This is a genomic window from Candidatus Corynebacterium faecigallinarum (assembly GCF_052264515.1).
Classification (GTDB): Bacteria; Actinomycetota; Actinomycetes; order Mycobacteriales; family Mycobacteriaceae; genus Corynebacterium; species Corynebacterium faecigallinarum.
Genome location: NZ_JBQQOC010000006.1, coordinates 129,049 through 144,285, shown reverse-complemented (window position 1 = coordinate 144,285; position 15,237 = coordinate 129,049). Strand labels below are relative to the sequence as shown.

Genomic DNA, 15,237 nt, shown 5'->3' with positions numbered 1-15,237 from the left:
GTAGGGGCGGTGTGGGTCTGTCGGTACATAGATCGGGCGACCCCACAGCGAGCTGGGGTGGCCGTGGTCCGGCATAACCTCCAGGATTCGTGGATTCTCACAAGGAGACTCTGATTGATCCATGTCAGGAGGATACTCCGTGCGCCAGGACGTCCACGAAGTGTTTCAAGTCCCGAACAACCAGTGACGGTTCGTCTCGGCAGCAGTACATTCTGGCTATGCTGGTCCCTATGACTCGCTTTGACCGAATCACCGCCGACCCGGCGATGCTGGGAGGGAAGCCGCACATACGCGATCTCCGAATCTCGGTCAGCATGATTGCGGAGATGGTTGCCGGCGGAAAGACCATCGACACCATTCTTGATGAGTATCCGTACCTTGACCGCGATGATATCCACCAGGCACTTTCTTACGCCGCGGCCCTGGCGGACAAAGAGTACTACCTGGACACTCAGCGGCCAGCGTGAAATTCCTTCTCGACGAGAACCTGTCGCCCCGACTCGCATCTTCGATTCCTGGGGCACAGCACCTTCGCGATCTGCTGACAACCGGCATCGGTGGTCTGGACATTATCGACTTCGCCGCAACACACGGCATGACGATCATCACCGCGGACACCGACTTCGGAACGCTCCTAGCTGCATCTGGACGCGCAAAACCTTCAGTGGTCCTAGTGCGCTTCCGGTCACCGATCAAGGCGACATGATCGCAAACAACCTTCGACGGGTGTCAGAGGCTCTGGAACACGGAGCGATCATGAAGGACGAGGTCTCGGACTGGGCTGCGGTGCGTTCGGTGATCAGCTCCGGGGTGGTCTGCACCAGGTCCTCGAAGTCCGCACCGAACCAGCGGGCGTAGTCGCCGGTGCCGGTCCTGACCGCCGGGAGCAGGGACAGCAGTCCGGCCTCACGGCGGGCGATGACACCGGTCAAGGTTAACTCCTCGATGGTGTGCTCATCATCGAGCGCGGCACCCAGGCTGGTCAGCGAGTACGTGTCGCCACTGTCGCCACTGACCTCCACCAGCTCCAGGGCGGCCAGGTAGCGCAGCAGCTTGGCAAGCCCGACCTCGTCCGCGCCGGTGGCCTCGACCAGCTCTGCCAGCGTGCGGGACGCACCGACCATCGCAGGGCCGAGCCCCAGGGTGACGGCCACACGCACGGCCACACCGGGGAAGATCTCGGTGAGCTCGTGGAACTTCGCCCGGGTGTTCTCGGTCTCGCCGGACTTCTCGTCCAGCACGACCTCGCGCCGCCAGTAGCCGGCGACGTCGACCTGCTCCTTGGCCAGGCCCTTCTCCCGGCGCAGCCACCGGCGGATGGGCACCAGGGTCATGGTCTCCCCTGCCACCCAGGCGAAGGCCTTACCGTCCCACCATTCGCAGCTGGTGATCGCGTCATAGAGCGCGGTGGTGGTGCCGGCCTCGGCGCCGTTGCGCGGCAGCCAGGTGATCTCCACGCCTTCGGGGTGGTCGATGGTCTGGACGTGGTCGTCCTGGTCGACCTCGATGAACACCTGGCCGCGGGTGTCGGCGGGCATCTCCTCGAGCCAGCGTCCGATGGCGGGCAGCGCGGTCTCGTCACCGGCGATGAGCAGCCAGTCCGCCCCCTCGGGCTGGGTGGCGCAGGCCTTCGGTCCGGCGATCTGGATGTCTTCGCCGGGGGTCACCGCATACGCCCAACGGGTCGCGGGGCCGACGCCGTGCTTCACGAAGTCGACATCCATCTCCCCGTGCTCGCCGGCCTCGGGACGCCACTTCCGGATCGTGTAGCTGCGGTTGACGGCGAGTTCGTCGGTCGGCCAGTCGCGGACGCCGGCGTTCTGCGTCGGCGCCGGTGTCGGGGCATCCGCCGGAAGGTCAGTGTGACGAAGGACGACCTTGCAGTGGTCGTCGAAGCCATCGCAGTGGATCTCGTCGACGGGGTATCCGTTGGCCGCGGTGTGGGCCTTCAGCTCCGGGCCGCCGAGGGTGATCCGGCGCATGCCGGGGGGTCACGTCGTCGACGCGCAGGACCTGGAGGGTCCGCGTGGTGATCGGGTGGATGGTCATGGGGCGCAATGAGCCGGGCATGATGTGATTTCTACCAGCGTTAGGTCACCTTTATAAGGGGGTCGGTGATGCTGCCCCCGGAACCCCCTTCCGAGGTCAGCCCGCAAGCACCGCGTAGGACGCCGCCAGCCGGTCCAGCCACCAGTCCTTCCTCGCGGCCGGGGACGCCAGCGCGTCCAACCGGTCAGGCTGCGGCACCAACTGCTCCACCGCCAGATGACCGTCCACGATCTCGCGGGGCCCGCAGACATCCTCCGCGTACAGCGAGCCGGTCGCCAGGCCCGCCGCCTGCGGGGCGGCGACCAGGTACTCGTCATCGGCGTACTGCGGCAACGACGCCGTCGCCAACAACCCGGCGTACATGCCCACGGCAGACTCCAACGCCGAGGACACCGTCACGGCGACGCCGTAGCGTCCGACCTCCTCGGCGATGCGACGTACCGCCGACACCCCGCCCAGCGGCGCAGCCTTGAGCACAGCGACATCGCAGGCGCGTGCCTGCACGACGGCCAGCGGGTCGGACGCCTTGCGGATCAGCTCGTCGGCGGCGACGCGTACCAGCATCCCGCGGGCGCCGAGGCGACGGCGCAGCTCGGCAAGTTCTTCCACAGTGGCGCAGGGCTGCTCCATATAGTCCAGTGGGCCGCCACCGCGGGAGGGACCAGTCAGCGCGACGGCTGCCTCGAAAGCCTCGTCAACGCTCCAGCCGGCGTTGGCATCCACCCGGATAGCGATGCCGGGGCGTGCCTCGCGCACCGCGGCGACCCGGGCGATGTCGTCGGCCAGGGCCTGGCCGCGCTCGGCGACCTTCACCTTCGCGGTCATACAGCCGGGGTAGCGCTCCAGCAGCCGCGGGACGGCCTCCGGGTCGGCGGCGACGTCCACCGCCGGGATCGTGGCGTTGACCTCCACGGACGTCAGCGCCGCAGCGGGCGGCTCACCCCAGCCGAGCTCCACCGCACAGCGCAGCCAGCGGGACGCCTCCTCCGCCTCGTACTCCAGGAACGGCGACCACTCCACCCAGCCGTTCGGCGCCTCGACCAGCATGACCTCGCGCTCGGTCACCCCGCGGAAGGGCACACGCAGCGGGCAGGTGACCACGCGGGCGCGGTCGCGGACATCGTCGAGGGCGGGAAGCGTGGGAAGGCCGGGAATCGCGGGAATCTCCATGCACACACCCTACGATGGCAGCATGACCAACAACCCCTTTGACCCGACGCAGTGGCGCGAGTTCCCCGGCTTCGACTTCGACGACATCACCTACCACCGGCACGCCGGCGAGGGCCGCGAGAACGGCATCGTGCGCATCGCCTTCGACCGTCCCGAGGTGCGCAACGCCTTCCGTCCGCACACCGTCGACGAGCTCTACCGGGCCCTCGACCACGCCCGCCGCTCCCCCGACATCGGTACCATCCTGCTGACCGGCAACGGCCCCAGCTCCAAGGACGGCGGCTGGGCGTTCTGCTCCGGCGGCGACCAGCGCATCCGCGGACGCTCCGGGTACCAGTACGCCTCCTCCCACGACTCGGATGTGGAACAAGCCGCCGCCGAGGGTGTGGACGAGGCACGCGTGAAGGCCGAGGGAGGACGCCTGCACATCCTCGAGGTGCAGCGGCTGATCCGCACCATGCCGAAGGTCGTCATCGCCGTGGTCAACGGTTGGGCCGCCGGTGGCGGACACAGCCTGCACGTGGTCTGCGACCTGACCCTGGCCTCCCGCGAGCACGCCCGCTTCAAGCAGACCGACGCGGACGTCGGATCCTTCGACGCCGGCTACGGCTCGGCCTACCTGGCCAAGCAGGTCGGCCAGAAGTTCGCCCGCGAGATCTTCTTCCTCGGAGAGGCCTACGACGCCGAGACGATGCACCGGATGGGCGCGGTGAACCGGGTCGCCGACCACGCCGAGCTGGAGAACACCGCCATCGAGTGGGGACGCAAGATCAACGGCAAGTCCCCCACCGCCCAGCGAATGCTGAAGTTCGCCTTCAACCTCTCCGACGACGGGCTGATGGGCCAGCAGGTCTTCGCCGGCGAGGCCACCCGCCTGGCGTACATGACCGACGAGGCCGTGGAGGGCAAGGAAGCGTTCCTGGAGAAGCGCGCGCCGCGGTGGGACGAGTTCCCCTACTACTACTGAACCGATACCCGACGCCGGCACCGAACCGGCGCAGTCCCTCCACCGGCCCCGCACAGTCCCGTCGCCGGACCGCCACTGAACCGGTGCAGGAGTGTGAGATATGCCACACTTGCGCGGCGCCCGGTCCGGGCGTCCGACGGCCGCAGTAACGACTTTCCCATCAGGGGCCGACAGTGAATCCCGGTCACCATTCAGACCAAGATGAACACAGGGTTGCATAACACAGACAAGTCGGTGAATTCCTTCCCGCCCCCTCGAATCGCTGACCTGCAGAGAATTCGTTGGATATTCCCATAGTCTCCCCGCCCCGCACCAGGATTCACCCACCGACCGCCCCCTACCTGCGAAAACCCGAAAAACTTCCTCCGACGAAGCGTGAATTTCCCCACCATTCACCCCGTCCGGAAACACCCCACCGGCCACCACCCCCATCTGGTGGACACCCCTGGTATTTCCCGGCCCGGAGAGAGATTCTCCTTGTGTGACCATTGAGCTACTCATCCTCATCCTCGTGATCGGCACCGCCCTGGCGTTCGACTTCACCAATGGCTTCCACGACACCGCCAACGCCATGGCGACGTCGATCGCCACGAAGGCCCTGAAGCCGAAGACCGCTGTCGCCCTGGCCGCGATCCTCAACCTCGTCGGCGCTTTCCTGTCGGTCGAGGTGGCCAAAACCGTCGCGAGCGGGATCATCGACCTCGACGCTTTCGACCTCAGCGTCGTCGCCGAAGCCGACAAACTCCTGATGGTGGTCTTCGCCGGACTGATCGGCGGCATCGTCTGGAACCTGGTGACCTGGCTCTTCGGCCTGCCGTCCAGCTCGTCCCACGCCCTGTTCGGCGGCCTGATCGGCGCTGCCATCGGCGCGCTGGGCGTCGCCGGTGTGGAGTGGAACGGCGTGCTCGCCAAGATCGTGCTGCCGGCCCTGGCCGCCCCGATCATCGCCGGCCTGGTCGCCAGCATCGGTACCCGCGGTGTCTACCGGTTCACCCGCAAGACCCGCGAGAATGAGCGCGACAGGTACTTCCGCGCCGGTCAGATCGGCTCGGCTTCCCTGGTCGCCCTGGCCCACGGCACCTCCGACGCCCAGAAGACGATGGGTGTCATCTTCCTCGCACTGGTCGCCTCCGGTCACCTCGAGCAGGCCGCCAACATGCCGTTCTGGGTCACCGCGTCCTGTGCCCTCGCCATCGCCGCCGGCACCTACTCCGGTGGCTGGCGCGTGATCCGCACCCTCGGCAAGGGCCTGGTGGAGATCTCCTCCCCGCAGGGCATGGCCGCCGAGACCTCCTCGGCCGCGATCATCCTGACCTCCGCCCACTTCGGTATGGCCCTGTCCACCACCCACGTCGCCACCGGCTCGATCCTCGGCTCCGGTGTCGGACGCCCCGGCGCCGACGTGCGCTGGGGTGTCGCCGGACGCATGGCCATCGCCTGGGTCACCACCATCCCGATCGCCGCCCTGGTGTCCTTCGGCATCTGGATCATCTCGGACGCCGTGACCTCGGCGACGAGCATGGCCGGCGGGGCCCTGGCCGCCTTCGCCATCCTGATCGCCGTCGTGACCGCGATCATCATCAAGGCCCGTAAGCAGCCGGTCCACGCCGACAACGTCAACGCCGACTGGGACGAGCACGGTCTCGCCCCGGAGGCCGCCCACTCCGACTCCGCTGTGGAGTTCGCCGGCGAATCAGCCAGCCTCACCACCGAAGTTGCCGACACTGCCGAATCTGCCGGGTCTGCCGATGTCGTGACCGAGGTCGCCGACACCGCCGGCCTCGCCTTGTCCGGTGCCCCCACCGGCGTGCACGACCCCGCTCACTTCGTCGACACCACCGACGCCGCCGCCGACCACCGGAAGGACCTCTAGACCATGGAACTGTTCAGCGACCTTCTCTCCGTCACCCTCGCCGGTCTCCTCCTCGGCGCCGGCCTGCCGATCCTCTTCGCCATCGGCATCAAGCTCACCGCCCCGGCCCACGCCGACGGTGCCGCTGAGGGCCAGACCTCCGGCCAGATCTCGCCGCTGCGTCGCGGTGCCGCCGGGCTGATCTTCCTGGTGATCATCCTCGCGGTGATCATCGGCCTGCTGTGGATCACCCAGGGCCGTCTGTACGAGACCTTCGGCTGGGACCTCTTCGGCACCGGCGGAACCTCCGGCCACTAGGTCCTCAGCACACCGAACACACCGGGGCCTCCCCCCCCCCACCCACGGCGCGTTTCTCCGGTTCCACTTTTCGGCCACACCATGGCATGAAAAGGCGGAAAAGTGGAGCCGGCGGCACAGCCGGACGCAGCGTCCCCCCCCCCCCACGTCGGGACCGTGCCGGACGCAGCGTCCCCCACCGCCGGTCAGTCCCGATCTCCCGAAGACGTATCATCTCGGTCGAGATCGACGATGGTGTCAGCATATGCATCACAGTGAGCGACGGATCCGCACGGAAACTCCGTGCTGAACTGCATCGTCTTCCGAAATGCTTGACTATCCCCACCATTGAATCTACCCTCTACAAAGTAGACAACCACTCTGGACCACTCTGAAGCACCCTGGAATCGAGGTGACCCCATGATCAACACACTGTCCAAGCTCATCAGCTGGTACCGCTCCCCACTCGACGGAGACACCAGCGGAACCGCCAGCACCGTCCTGGGCGTTCTCCCGACCCGGCCGGAGCGCAGCGACATCGTCGCCCACCTGATCCACGAAGGACACACCCCAGCCACCACCGACGATGTCCGTGCCGCCTTCGCCGTCGTCCACGACCGCGAGGCCACCGACTTCGAGGCGATCCTCGCCTTCGACTTCGTCGACAGTTTCGGCATGCTGGCCTGAGTATCCCGCGGAGTATTCTGGACAGGGTGACGCTCGAACCCCTGCCTATCTCCCTCAGCCCGGCCAGCGTGCATGCGGCCCTGCCCGTCCTACGCGACTGCCTCGCCGGAGGCCGGGCCGTGCTGCCCATCTCCCCCGATGATGCCGGACGTCACCTCGCCGCCGTCATGGACGCCGGTGAGTCCGGATGCCCCGGAACCCCCGGCACACTGGTGGCATGCACGTCCGGGTCGACCGGGACGCCGAAAGGTGCGGTGCTCACGGCAGACGCACTGACCGCCTCCGCCGAGGCCACGGCGTCCTACCTGCGTGAGCGCTACAACGTGGAGCCCGGTCCCTGGCTGCTGGCGCTGCCGCCGCACCACATCGCCGGGGTACAGGTCATCCTGCGCAGCCTGCACGCCGGGTTCGAGCCCGCCGTCCTGCCCGCCGCCGCCCGGTTCACCACCGCGGCCTTCGCCGAGGCCACGGCCCTGCTGCGGTTCACCCACCAGCACGAGGACCTCTACACCTCCCTGGTGCCGACCCAGCTGCGTCGGCTGCTGGACGACGCGGACAGGGCGAACACTGCATCCGGTACGCCGGACGAAGTGGCCACCGCCGTGGCCGCAATGGACGGTATCGCCGCCCTGCGGCTCTACTCCGCCATCCTCGTCGGTGGTGCGGCCTGCCCCGACGACCTCGTCGAACGGTGTATGGCAGAGGGGATCCGGATCGTCCGCACCTACGGCTCCTCCGAGACCGCCGGCGGCATGGTCTACGACGGGACACCCATCCCCGGCACCGCCGTGGAGATCGAGGACCCCGACCCCGACGGTGTCGGCCGGGTGCTGCTCAGCGGGCCGACCGTGGCGACCGGCTACCGCAACGTCGACTCCGGCGAGGCCTTCCCCGCCCCGCAGGTCTTCCGCACCAGTGATCTCGGACGCCTCGACGACGGGGTGCTGAACATCCTCGGCCGCGCCGACGGGGCGATCACCAGTGGTGGGCTGAAGATCCTGCCGGAGGATGTCGAACGTGCCCTCGATGCGGCCGGGTTCACCGCCTGTGTCACCGCGCTGCCCGATGAACAGTGGGGGCAGATCGTCGTCGCCGTCGTCGAAGGTGGCGGCCCGGGCGCGGATGCTCCAGCCGGGGACATCACCGACCTGGTCCGCGCCACCCTGCGGGACGCCGGGGTCGAGGCACACCTGATCCCCCGACGGGCCCTCCAGCTCGAGGAGCACGAGCACCTACCACTGACCGGCCCGGGGAAGCTCGACCGGCAGGCCGTGCAGCGACTGGCGGCGACTAGGCTCTAGGCCATGACTTCGTCCCAGACGACCGGGGCCGGCGACAGCACCGCCCCCCAGCCCCGCACCGCCACCGCCGCCGACTGGTTGACCGGCGCCCGCCCGCACACCTGGGCCAATGCCGCGGCCCCCGTCCTCGCCGGCACCGCCGCCGCCGTGTACGACGGGGACGCGTCCTGGTGGCGCGCCCTGCTCGCCGCCGTGGTGGCGATGGCCCTGATCATCGGTGTGAACTACGCCAACGACTACTCCGACGGAATCCGCGGCACCGACGATGACCGTACCGGTCCGTTGCGTCTCACCGGCTCCGGCCTCGTCGCCCCGGAGAAGGTGAAGTACGCCGCCTTCCTGTGCTTCGGCGTGGCCGGGGTGGCCGGCATCGTGCTGTCCCTGGTCTCGGCCTGGTGGTTCATCCTGGTGGGAGCGGTATGCATCCTGGGCGCCTGGTTCTACACCGGCGGTAAGAACCCCTACGGCTACCGGGGACTGGGCGAGGTCGCGGTGTTCGTGTTCTTCGGCCTGGTCGCCGTGATGGGCACCGAGTTCACCCAGTCCGGGCGGATCTCCTGGGTCGGCGCGCTGCTGGCCGTGGGTGTCGGCTCACTGTCAGCGTCGGTGAACCTGGTCAACAACCTGCGCGACATCCCCACCGACACCGAGGCCGGCAAGACCACCCTTGCGGTGATCCTGGGCGATGCGAACACCCGGAAGCTCTACGTGGGCCTGGTGTCGGTGTCGGTGCTGGTGACCGTGGCAGTGTCCGCCGCGAGCGTCGCCGCCCTGATCAGCCTGGCGTCGGTGCCGCTGCTGCTCGTCGCCGCGATGCCGGTGGTGCGCGGGGCCACGGGCAAGGAGCTGATCCCGGTGCTGGGGCTGACCGGACGCGGTATGCTGATCTGGTCGGTGGCGATGCTGGTCGCGATGCTGCTGGCGTAGGCGACGCCCCGGCACCGGGGCGCCCCACGTATTCGGGCCGGCACCTCGGACTGGACAAGGTAAAATATTGCCGGTTTATTTGACCCATGACCGAGCATGTCCCCGCCCAAGAGCGACGCCACCAGGTCGGTGAAGCCCTGATGTACGTCGTCGCCGACAAGGGCCTCGCCGCCACCACCCTCCGTCAGGTCGCAGACACCGCAGGAGTCTCCGGGGGCCTGGTGCAGCGCTACTTCGCCAGCAAGAAGGAACTCATCCACTTCGGGCTCGAGCACGTCTACGACCGTACCCGACAACGCGTCGAGGCCGTCCCCGATCACGACCCCGGTCCGCGGCATCGTCATCGGACTGGCTGAGGCACTGCTGCCCCTCACCGAGGAGCGCGTACGGGAGTCACGGGTCTGGCTGGCATTCCTGCACTGGTCCGTCAATGACCCCGAACTCGCCGCGATCCACCACCGCTCGGCCTCCGAGCTCCGGGAGGGCCTGCGTGACGCCATCGCCGGTGCCCAACGCACCGGCGAGGTCGCCGAGGCGTCCGACCCGGAACTCGAGGCGCTGGCACTGATGACCTACATCGACGGGCTCACCGTCGAGGCGGTCACCACCGGTGAGATGTACCCGCCGGCCACCGTCCGCACCCTGTTGGACGTCTACCTCGACCGACTCTTCGTCACTGCCCCCGTCGGTTCCGGCGATCCCGGGGATCCCGACGGGTCCGGGAACCTCCGATGACCACGGCATTCATCGGCGTCCTCGTTGTCCTCGCGCTCGTCGACAGCACGAGCTTCGGCACGCTGCTCATCCCGATCTGGCTACTGCTGACCCCCGGCAAGCTCCGCATCAGCCGACTCGCGTCCTACCTGGGCACCGTCGTGCTCTTCTACTTCCTGGTCGGCCTTGCTCTCGCCGCTGGCGCGGACTCCCTGGTCGAAGCACTGCGAGAACCATTGGATGCCGTCCCCTCCCTGGTCTGGCGGATCATTCAGCTGGTCGTCGGTATTGTGCTGATCATCCTCAGCTATGTCGCCGAGTCACGCATCCGCCGTAGCCGCGCCGACGGCAAGGTCGGCAGGCTGGAGGGCTGGCGCTCCCGCGCCCTGTCGGACGCCGGGAGTGGCAGCGCAGGCTCGCTGGTGAAGCTCGCCCTTGTCGGCACCAGCATCGAGTTGTTGACGATGCTGCCCTACCTCGCCGCCATCGCCATGCTCACCGCGGCCGATCTGAGCCCCCTGGAGCTCACTGCAAGTATCGCCGTGTACTGCCTGGTCATGGTCATCCCGGCGATCGTGCTGTGCATCGGACGGATTGCCCTCCACGAACGGGTCGACCCGACGTTGCACAAGATCAACGACTGGTTCTCCCGCCACAGCGACAAAGCCGTCGGATGGACACTCGGCGGCATCGGCATCGGCGTTGCCGTCAACGCCGTCATCAACCTGGTCATCCTGGCCACCCAGTAAACTGCGGTGTCATGGCAGACGACGCAGGCGAGGGATCTGGCCCGACCGAACCGACACGGCGGGTGGCGTCCTACGGTGTCTGTGTCCGCGACGGCGCCCTGCTCATGGTCGCCGTCACCGACCCCACCGATGCCCGGGAGACCTGGACGTTGCCCGGCGGGGGCGTCGAACCGTTGGAGGACCCGGTCGACACGGTCGTGCGCGAAATCACCGAGGAGACCGGACGCACCGGCCGGGTCGTCCGACTTCTCGGCGTGGACTCCCGGGTCATCCCGGCGCACGAGGCAGTGCGTGGTGTGCCGCACCAGAACATCGGGATCTTCTACGAGGTGTCCCTGGACGGGTCGGCCTCCGGGGCAGATCGCAAGCCACAACCCACAGCGTCCGAGCATTCCGGGACGGCCTGCGACCTGCGTGAAGAGTCCAACGGCGACTCCCGGACACCGAGCTGGATTCCCCTTGGCCAGGTCACTGACCTGCGCCGCAGCAACCTTGTGGACGTCGGACTGGACCTGCTGGCCGCACGTCCCGCCAGCGGACACGCCTCCCCACCGCCGCGTCCCGGCGACGATCCACTGGTCCGACACTGACTGGAAGTCCGAGGGGGGGGGGACGATCGTCATTCGCTCAACGACCAACACTCACTCGATGAGCTGACGCCGGTAGGCCTCCCCCACCGCCGATGCCCGGTCACGGACCCCCAGCTTGTCGTAGATGTGCTGCAGGTGCGTCTTGATACTCGCCTCGCCGATGAACAACTGCGCCGCCGCCTCCCGGTTGGACGCCCCGTTCGCCACCAACTGCAACACCTCCCGCTCCCGGTCGATGAGCACCGACCCTGCGCTTCCCCGCACCTTCCCCATCAGGTGCCTGGTCACCGACGGTGCCAGGACAGACTCCCCACGTGCCGCGGCGCGGACGGCGGACATCAGCTCGTCCGGCAGGGCGTCCTTCAACAGGTAGCCGGTCGCGCCGGCCTCGATGGCGGGCAGGACGTCGTTCTCACTGTCGAAGGTGGTCAGGATCAGCACCTTCGTGTCCGGCGACGCCTTCTGCAGCGCCACGGTCGCCGCGACCCCGTCCATCACCGGCATCCGCAGATCCATCAGCACCACATCGGCGCCACGACCGGTCACCAGGGCGACGCCCTCCTCACCGTTGCCGGCCTCACCGACGACGGTGATGTCGTCGGCACCGCTGAAGGTGTCGCGGAGTCCACCGCGGACAACGGGGTGGTCGTCGACGATCACTAGTCTGATCACTGGTTTTCACTTTCTGCTAGTTCGGACGCTCTATCGGTCGCCGCGTCGGCCCCCGAGTCGGACGCACTTTTGGACGCCACGCTGCTCGGGGAGATGGCGGGCACGCGCACGCTGATGGACACACCTTCCCCCGGCGCGCCGTCCACCTCGACGTGCCCACCGACGCCGCGGATACGTTGCCGCATGCTGGTCAGGCCGAAACCACCGTCACGCCCGGACTTTCCGGGTCTTCCGGGCTTTCCGGACTTTCCGGGATCTCCGACCCTGCCAGAGAACCCACGTCCATCATCGCGGACATCCACCAGGACCTCCGGGCCGGTGTACGACAAGGTCACACCCACCCGCGATGCACCGGCATGTTTCGCCACATTGGTCAGCGCCTCCTGGACCACGCGGAACAGTGCGACCTCGATCGCCGGACTCAGCGGTATCTGCTCCCCGGTGATGTCGACCTGCGCACTGACCGCGGCGTCCTGCGCCCACCGTTCAGTGAGCTCGGTGAGGGCGTCCGGCAGTCGTGCCTGCCCAAGCACCCGGGGCGAGAGCTCGTGCAATGACCTGCGTGCCTCCGCCAGGCTCGAGCGGGCGAGTTCCAGCGCACGCTCGATATTCTGGTCAGCGGGCTGTGCAATCTGTGAAGACCGAGACGACTGGGCCGACTGCAGCTGCGTGATGATCCCCGCCAGCCCCTGCGCCAGGAGCTGGGCGTGCAGGCCGGCGTTCTCGTGCAGGGCGTCCTCGAGACGTCGGACGAGTTCCTGCCGCCGACGGTCCTCGGCCTCGCCCCGATGGGCGAGGACCAGTCCAGCTCCGATCGCGACGGTCTGCACCGACACGATCAACAGGAACTGGACGATGCGGTCCGGCGACGGTGAGGACAGACCGATCAAGGAGACGCCGTTGATCACCAACGAGGTAGCCAAGATCCCGACGACACCCATCTGCCACGGGCGCAACTGATAGGCGTGGAAGAACCCGGTGATGGTGAAGATCGCGAAGATGTCCGCCTGCAACATCAACGGGATGCAGAGCAGCAGCAGGCCGATGAAGTACACGGCCATCCGCAGCTGCCGGGTGTCCCCCCGCAGTGTCGGCACAGTGTGCCCCAGAGCGACCCAGACGCCGGTCAGCAGTACCAGGCCAAGGACGGTAACCAGGTCCGAGGTCTGCTGCCCCGACTCCCGCCATGTCCAGACCAGGTACGTCACGCTGGGAACCGCCAGCAACACCCACGGGGTGTACAGCAGGACCAGATCGAAGATGTGGCCGTACCCGGGGACATCTCCGGAACCGACGCCGGAGTCACGCACAGCCTCGACACCCATTTCCCTGCGTACCTACCTGCCTACTTCCACCGGAAAACCCTGGCGGCGATCGCCCCGGCGACCACGGTGGTGCCCAACAGTATCCCAAGCTGGACCCACCGGGGGCTGCCCGCCGCGGTCACCTCGGCGGCCTCCGGGAACCAGGCGGCCAACATCGCCTGCACTCCCGGCGGGACGTACTCACCGATGGTGACCAGGACGTCCGGCATGAGGAAGCGTGGCAGGAAGGCACCGCCGAAGAGCATCAGGGCCATGAAGATCAGCGTCCCGACGGACGTCGCCGCACTCGCCGACGGCACCAGCGCCGCCGAGATCATGCTGATCGCCAGCACAGCCGCGTAGCCGATGAAGAAGGCCAGCACGAATGTCCCGAGGTGCTGCGGTGGCGCCACGTCCAGGATGAGCCAGGCCGACAGCACCAGCAGCAGCGCAGAGGCAGCGACCGACACCAGTGCGACGATCATCTGCGCGATCAGGAGGTACCCCGGATGAACCGGGGTGGTCGACATCCGACGCAGGATGCCCCGCTCACGGTAGGTCGCGATGAGGATCGGGACGTGCTGCGCCCCGATGGCCACCATGCCGACGACCAGGGCGCTTGGGGCCCAGAACTCCACGAAGCGGATGCCACCGAAATCCTCGGACGGCTCCCGGAGCATCGGGATCGCCCCGAGGCCGAGCAACAGGATGGTCGGGAACAGGACGCCGAACGCCACCGCCCCCGGGTCGCGGGGGAACATCTTGGCCTCCACCACGGTCATCTTCGCCAGGGCATTCATGATGCGTTCTCCTTGTGGTTGCTGTCGTCAGTGCGGATCGCGGAGCGCCCGGTGTAGGCGACGAAGGCATCGTCCGGGCTGAAGTCGTCGGCACGCAGTCCCTCGGCCACCAGCCCATGTCGCGCCAGGGCGCCGGCGACGGTCCCCAGCACCTCGCCGGTACCGTTGACCGTCCAGTGCCCGTTATCGACCTGGACGTCGGTGATGCCGGGAAGTTCGGAGAACAGACGCGGGTCGATGCCGTTCGCGGCGTCCTGCCCGGCGGCCCGCCCGAGCCCCGCCACCAGGCGGAAGCGGACCTGTTGGGTCGGGCGCACGCGGGCGACGAGCCCCTCGGGGGTGTCCACGGCGACGACGCGTCCGTTGTCGATGACCGCGATCCGGTCGCACAGTCCCTCCGCCTCGTCCATGAAGTGGGTGACGAGCAGGATCGTGACCCCGGCGTCGCGCACCGTCTCGATCAGCCCCCAGGTGTACCGGCGGGCCTGCGGGTCGAGCCCGGTCGTCAGTTCGTCCAGGATCGCGACCTTCGGGCCACCGACCAGCGCTAGAGCGATCGACAGCCGCTGCTTCTGACCACCGGACAGGTTCTGGTACCGGGTCCTGGCCTTGTCGGTCAGACCGACGAGTTCCATGAGCTCACGCCAGTCGGCGGGGTTCCGGTAGAAGGAGCTGAACAGGTCGAGGATCTCGGCAACGGTGACCCGGTCGGGGAACTGACTCTCCTGGAGCTGCACCCCGAGCACCTGGTGGATCTCGTCCTTGTCTGTGCGCGGGTCGAGCCCCAGGACCTTCACGGTGCCCATGTCCGGGTCACGCAGCCCGGCGATGCACTCGACGGTCGAGGTCTTACCGGCACCGTTGGGACCGATGATCCCGAAGATCTCGCCGGCCGCCACGGTCAGGGAGATGTCGTCGACGGCCGGGTCAGGCTTCCCCCGGTAGCGCTTGAGGAGATGAGTGACCTCCACAGCGGGTGTTGTCGTGGTCGCAGTGTTCTTCGTCATGCATATGACGCTACGAAGCAGACACCCCTGCGCACATCGGCCAACCAGCTGCGCTGCGGTTGATTCCCGTATCCACCGATCGGTGGATACAGGGATCCGCCACTTTTAGCACCTCACGTGATTCTCACATCATGAGACCTACAGGTCAGAG

At 67.7% G+C, this 15,237-nt stretch carries 18 protein-coding genes; 12 read left to right on the top strand and 6 right to left on the bottom strand.

Annotated features, from left to right (window positions below; translation table 11 throughout):
- Window positions 1-230: 230 nt before the first annotated feature.
- Both ACTXPP_RS04980 and ACTXPP_RS04975 read left to right on the top strand, forming a co-directional pair.
- Window positions 231-467: a DUF433 domain-containing protein gene (locus ACTXPP_RS04980; RefSeq protein ID WP_301497862.1), complete on the top strand. Its 237-nt coding sequence runs from the start codon at window positions 231-233 to the stop codon at window positions 465-467.
- Window positions 464-706, top strand: a complete 243-nt coding sequence (locus ACTXPP_RS04975; protein ID WP_301497864.1) for a DUF5615 family PIN-like protein — start codon at window positions 464-466, stop codon at window positions 704-706. The genes ACTXPP_RS04980 and ACTXPP_RS04975 overlap by 4 nt, the downstream gene beginning before the upstream one ends.
- On the opposite strand, the gene ACTXPP_RS04970 is transcribed toward ACTXPP_RS04975, so the two are convergent.
- Complete coding sequence (locus ACTXPP_RS04970; RefSeq protein WP_301497865.1) at window positions 693-1,982, bottom strand: siderophore-interacting protein; 1,290 nt, start codon at window positions 1,980-1,982, stop codon at window positions 693-695. The genes ACTXPP_RS04975 and ACTXPP_RS04970 overlap by 14 nt on opposite strands.
- A 163-nt stretch (window positions 1,983-2,145) precedes the next feature.
- Window positions 2,146-3,219 (bottom strand): o-succinylbenzoate synthase, encoded by a 1,074-nt coding sequence (locus tag ACTXPP_RS04965; protein ID WP_443341176.1) that lies wholly within the window; start codon window positions 3,217-3,219, stop codon window positions 2,146-2,148.
- Window positions 3,220-3,241: 22 nt separating this feature from the next.
- Between ACTXPP_RS04965 and ACTXPP_RS04960 the strand changes: the two genes are divergently transcribed.
- The 10 genes from ACTXPP_RS04960 to ACTXPP_RS04915 all read left to right on the top strand — a co-directional run bounded on the left by ACTXPP_RS04960 (window position 3,242) and on the right by ACTXPP_RS04915 (window position 11,303).
- Window positions 3,242-4,186, top strand: coding sequence for a 1,4-dihydroxy-2-naphthoyl-CoA synthase (locus ACTXPP_RS04960; protein WP_443341175.1), 945 nt, complete (start codon window positions 3,242-3,244; stop codon window positions 4,184-4,186).
- Between the two features lie 481 nt (window positions 4,187-4,667).
- Window positions 4,668-6,059: an inorganic phosphate transporter gene (locus ACTXPP_RS04955; protein WP_443341174.1), complete on the top strand. Its 1,392-nt coding sequence runs from the start codon at window positions 4,668-4,670 to the stop codon at window positions 6,057-6,059.
- A gap of 3 nt (window positions 6,060-6,062) precedes the next feature.
- Window positions 6,063-6,356, top strand: coding sequence for a hypothetical protein (locus ACTXPP_RS04950; RefSeq protein WP_301498591.1), 294 nt, complete (start codon window positions 6,063-6,065; stop codon window positions 6,354-6,356).
- Window positions 6,357-6,755: 399 nt separating this feature from the next.
- Window positions 6,756-7,022: a hypothetical protein gene (locus tag ACTXPP_RS04945; protein ID WP_301498592.1), complete on the top strand. Its 267-nt coding sequence runs from the start codon at window positions 6,756-6,758 to the stop codon at window positions 7,020-7,022.
- A 26-nt stretch (window positions 7,023-7,048) separates the two neighbouring features.
- Window positions 7,049-8,323, top strand: coding sequence for an AMP-binding protein (locus tag ACTXPP_RS04940; RefSeq protein ID WP_301498594.1), 1,275 nt, complete (start codon window positions 7,049-7,051; stop codon window positions 8,321-8,323).
- 3 nt (window positions 8,324-8,326) lie between these two features.
- Window positions 8,327-9,250: a 1,4-dihydroxy-2-naphthoate polyprenyltransferase gene (locus tag ACTXPP_RS04935; protein ID WP_301525419.1), complete on the top strand. Its 924-nt coding sequence runs from the start codon at window positions 8,327-8,329 to the stop codon at window positions 9,248-9,250.
- Between the two features lie 86 nt (window positions 9,251-9,336).
- Entirely contained in the window at window positions 9,337-9,606 is a 270-nt protein-coding gene (locus ACTXPP_RS04930) for a TetR family transcriptional regulator (protein ID WP_301520704.1), read from the top strand.
- On the top strand, window positions 9,566-9,985 hold the full coding sequence (locus ACTXPP_RS04925; RefSeq protein ID WP_367618750.1) for a TetR family transcriptional regulator C-terminal domain-containing protein: 420 nt from the start codon (window positions 9,566-9,568) through the stop codon (window positions 9,983-9,985). The genes ACTXPP_RS04930 and ACTXPP_RS04925 overlap by 41 nt, the downstream gene beginning before the upstream one ends.
- Window positions 9,982-10,713 (top strand): GAP family protein, encoded by a 732-nt coding sequence (locus ACTXPP_RS04920; protein WP_301494129.1) that lies wholly within the window; start codon window positions 9,982-9,984, stop codon window positions 10,711-10,713. Before ACTXPP_RS04925 ends, ACTXPP_RS04920 begins: the two co-directional genes overlap by 4 nt.
- 11 nt (window positions 10,714-10,724) lie before the next feature.
- Complete coding sequence (locus tag ACTXPP_RS04915; RefSeq protein ID WP_301494127.1) at window positions 10,725-11,303, top strand: NUDIX domain-containing protein; 579 nt, start codon at window positions 10,725-10,727, stop codon at window positions 11,301-11,303.
- A 51-nt stretch (window positions 11,304-11,354) separates the two neighbouring features.
- Here ACTXPP_RS04915 and ACTXPP_RS04910 read toward each other — a convergent pair whose 3' ends face one another.
- Genes ACTXPP_RS04910 through ACTXPP_RS04895 form a run of 4 tightly spaced genes read right to left on the bottom strand, consistent with a single transcriptional unit; the run spans window position 11,355 to window position 15,086 of the window.
- Window positions 11,355-11,975, bottom strand: a complete 621-nt coding sequence (locus ACTXPP_RS04910) for a response regulator (RefSeq protein WP_301494125.1) — start codon at window positions 11,973-11,975, stop codon at window positions 11,355-11,357.
- Complete coding sequence (locus tag ACTXPP_RS04905; protein WP_443341170.1) at window positions 11,972-13,300, bottom strand: sensor histidine kinase; 1,329 nt, start codon at window positions 13,298-13,300, stop codon at window positions 11,972-11,974. Before ACTXPP_RS04905 ends, ACTXPP_RS04910 begins: the two co-directional genes overlap by 4 nt.
- Window positions 13,301-13,320: 20 nt before the next feature.
- Window positions 13,321-14,079, bottom strand: coding sequence for an ABC transporter permease (locus ACTXPP_RS04900; protein ID WP_301494121.1), 759 nt, complete (start codon window positions 14,077-14,079; stop codon window positions 13,321-13,323).
- On the bottom strand, window positions 14,076-15,086 hold the full coding sequence (locus ACTXPP_RS04895; protein WP_301494119.1) for an ABC transporter ATP-binding protein: 1,011 nt from the start codon (window positions 15,084-15,086) through the stop codon (window positions 14,076-14,078). Before ACTXPP_RS04895 ends, ACTXPP_RS04900 begins: the two co-directional genes overlap by 4 nt.
- Between the last annotated feature and the right edge of the window lie 151 nt (window positions 15,087-15,237).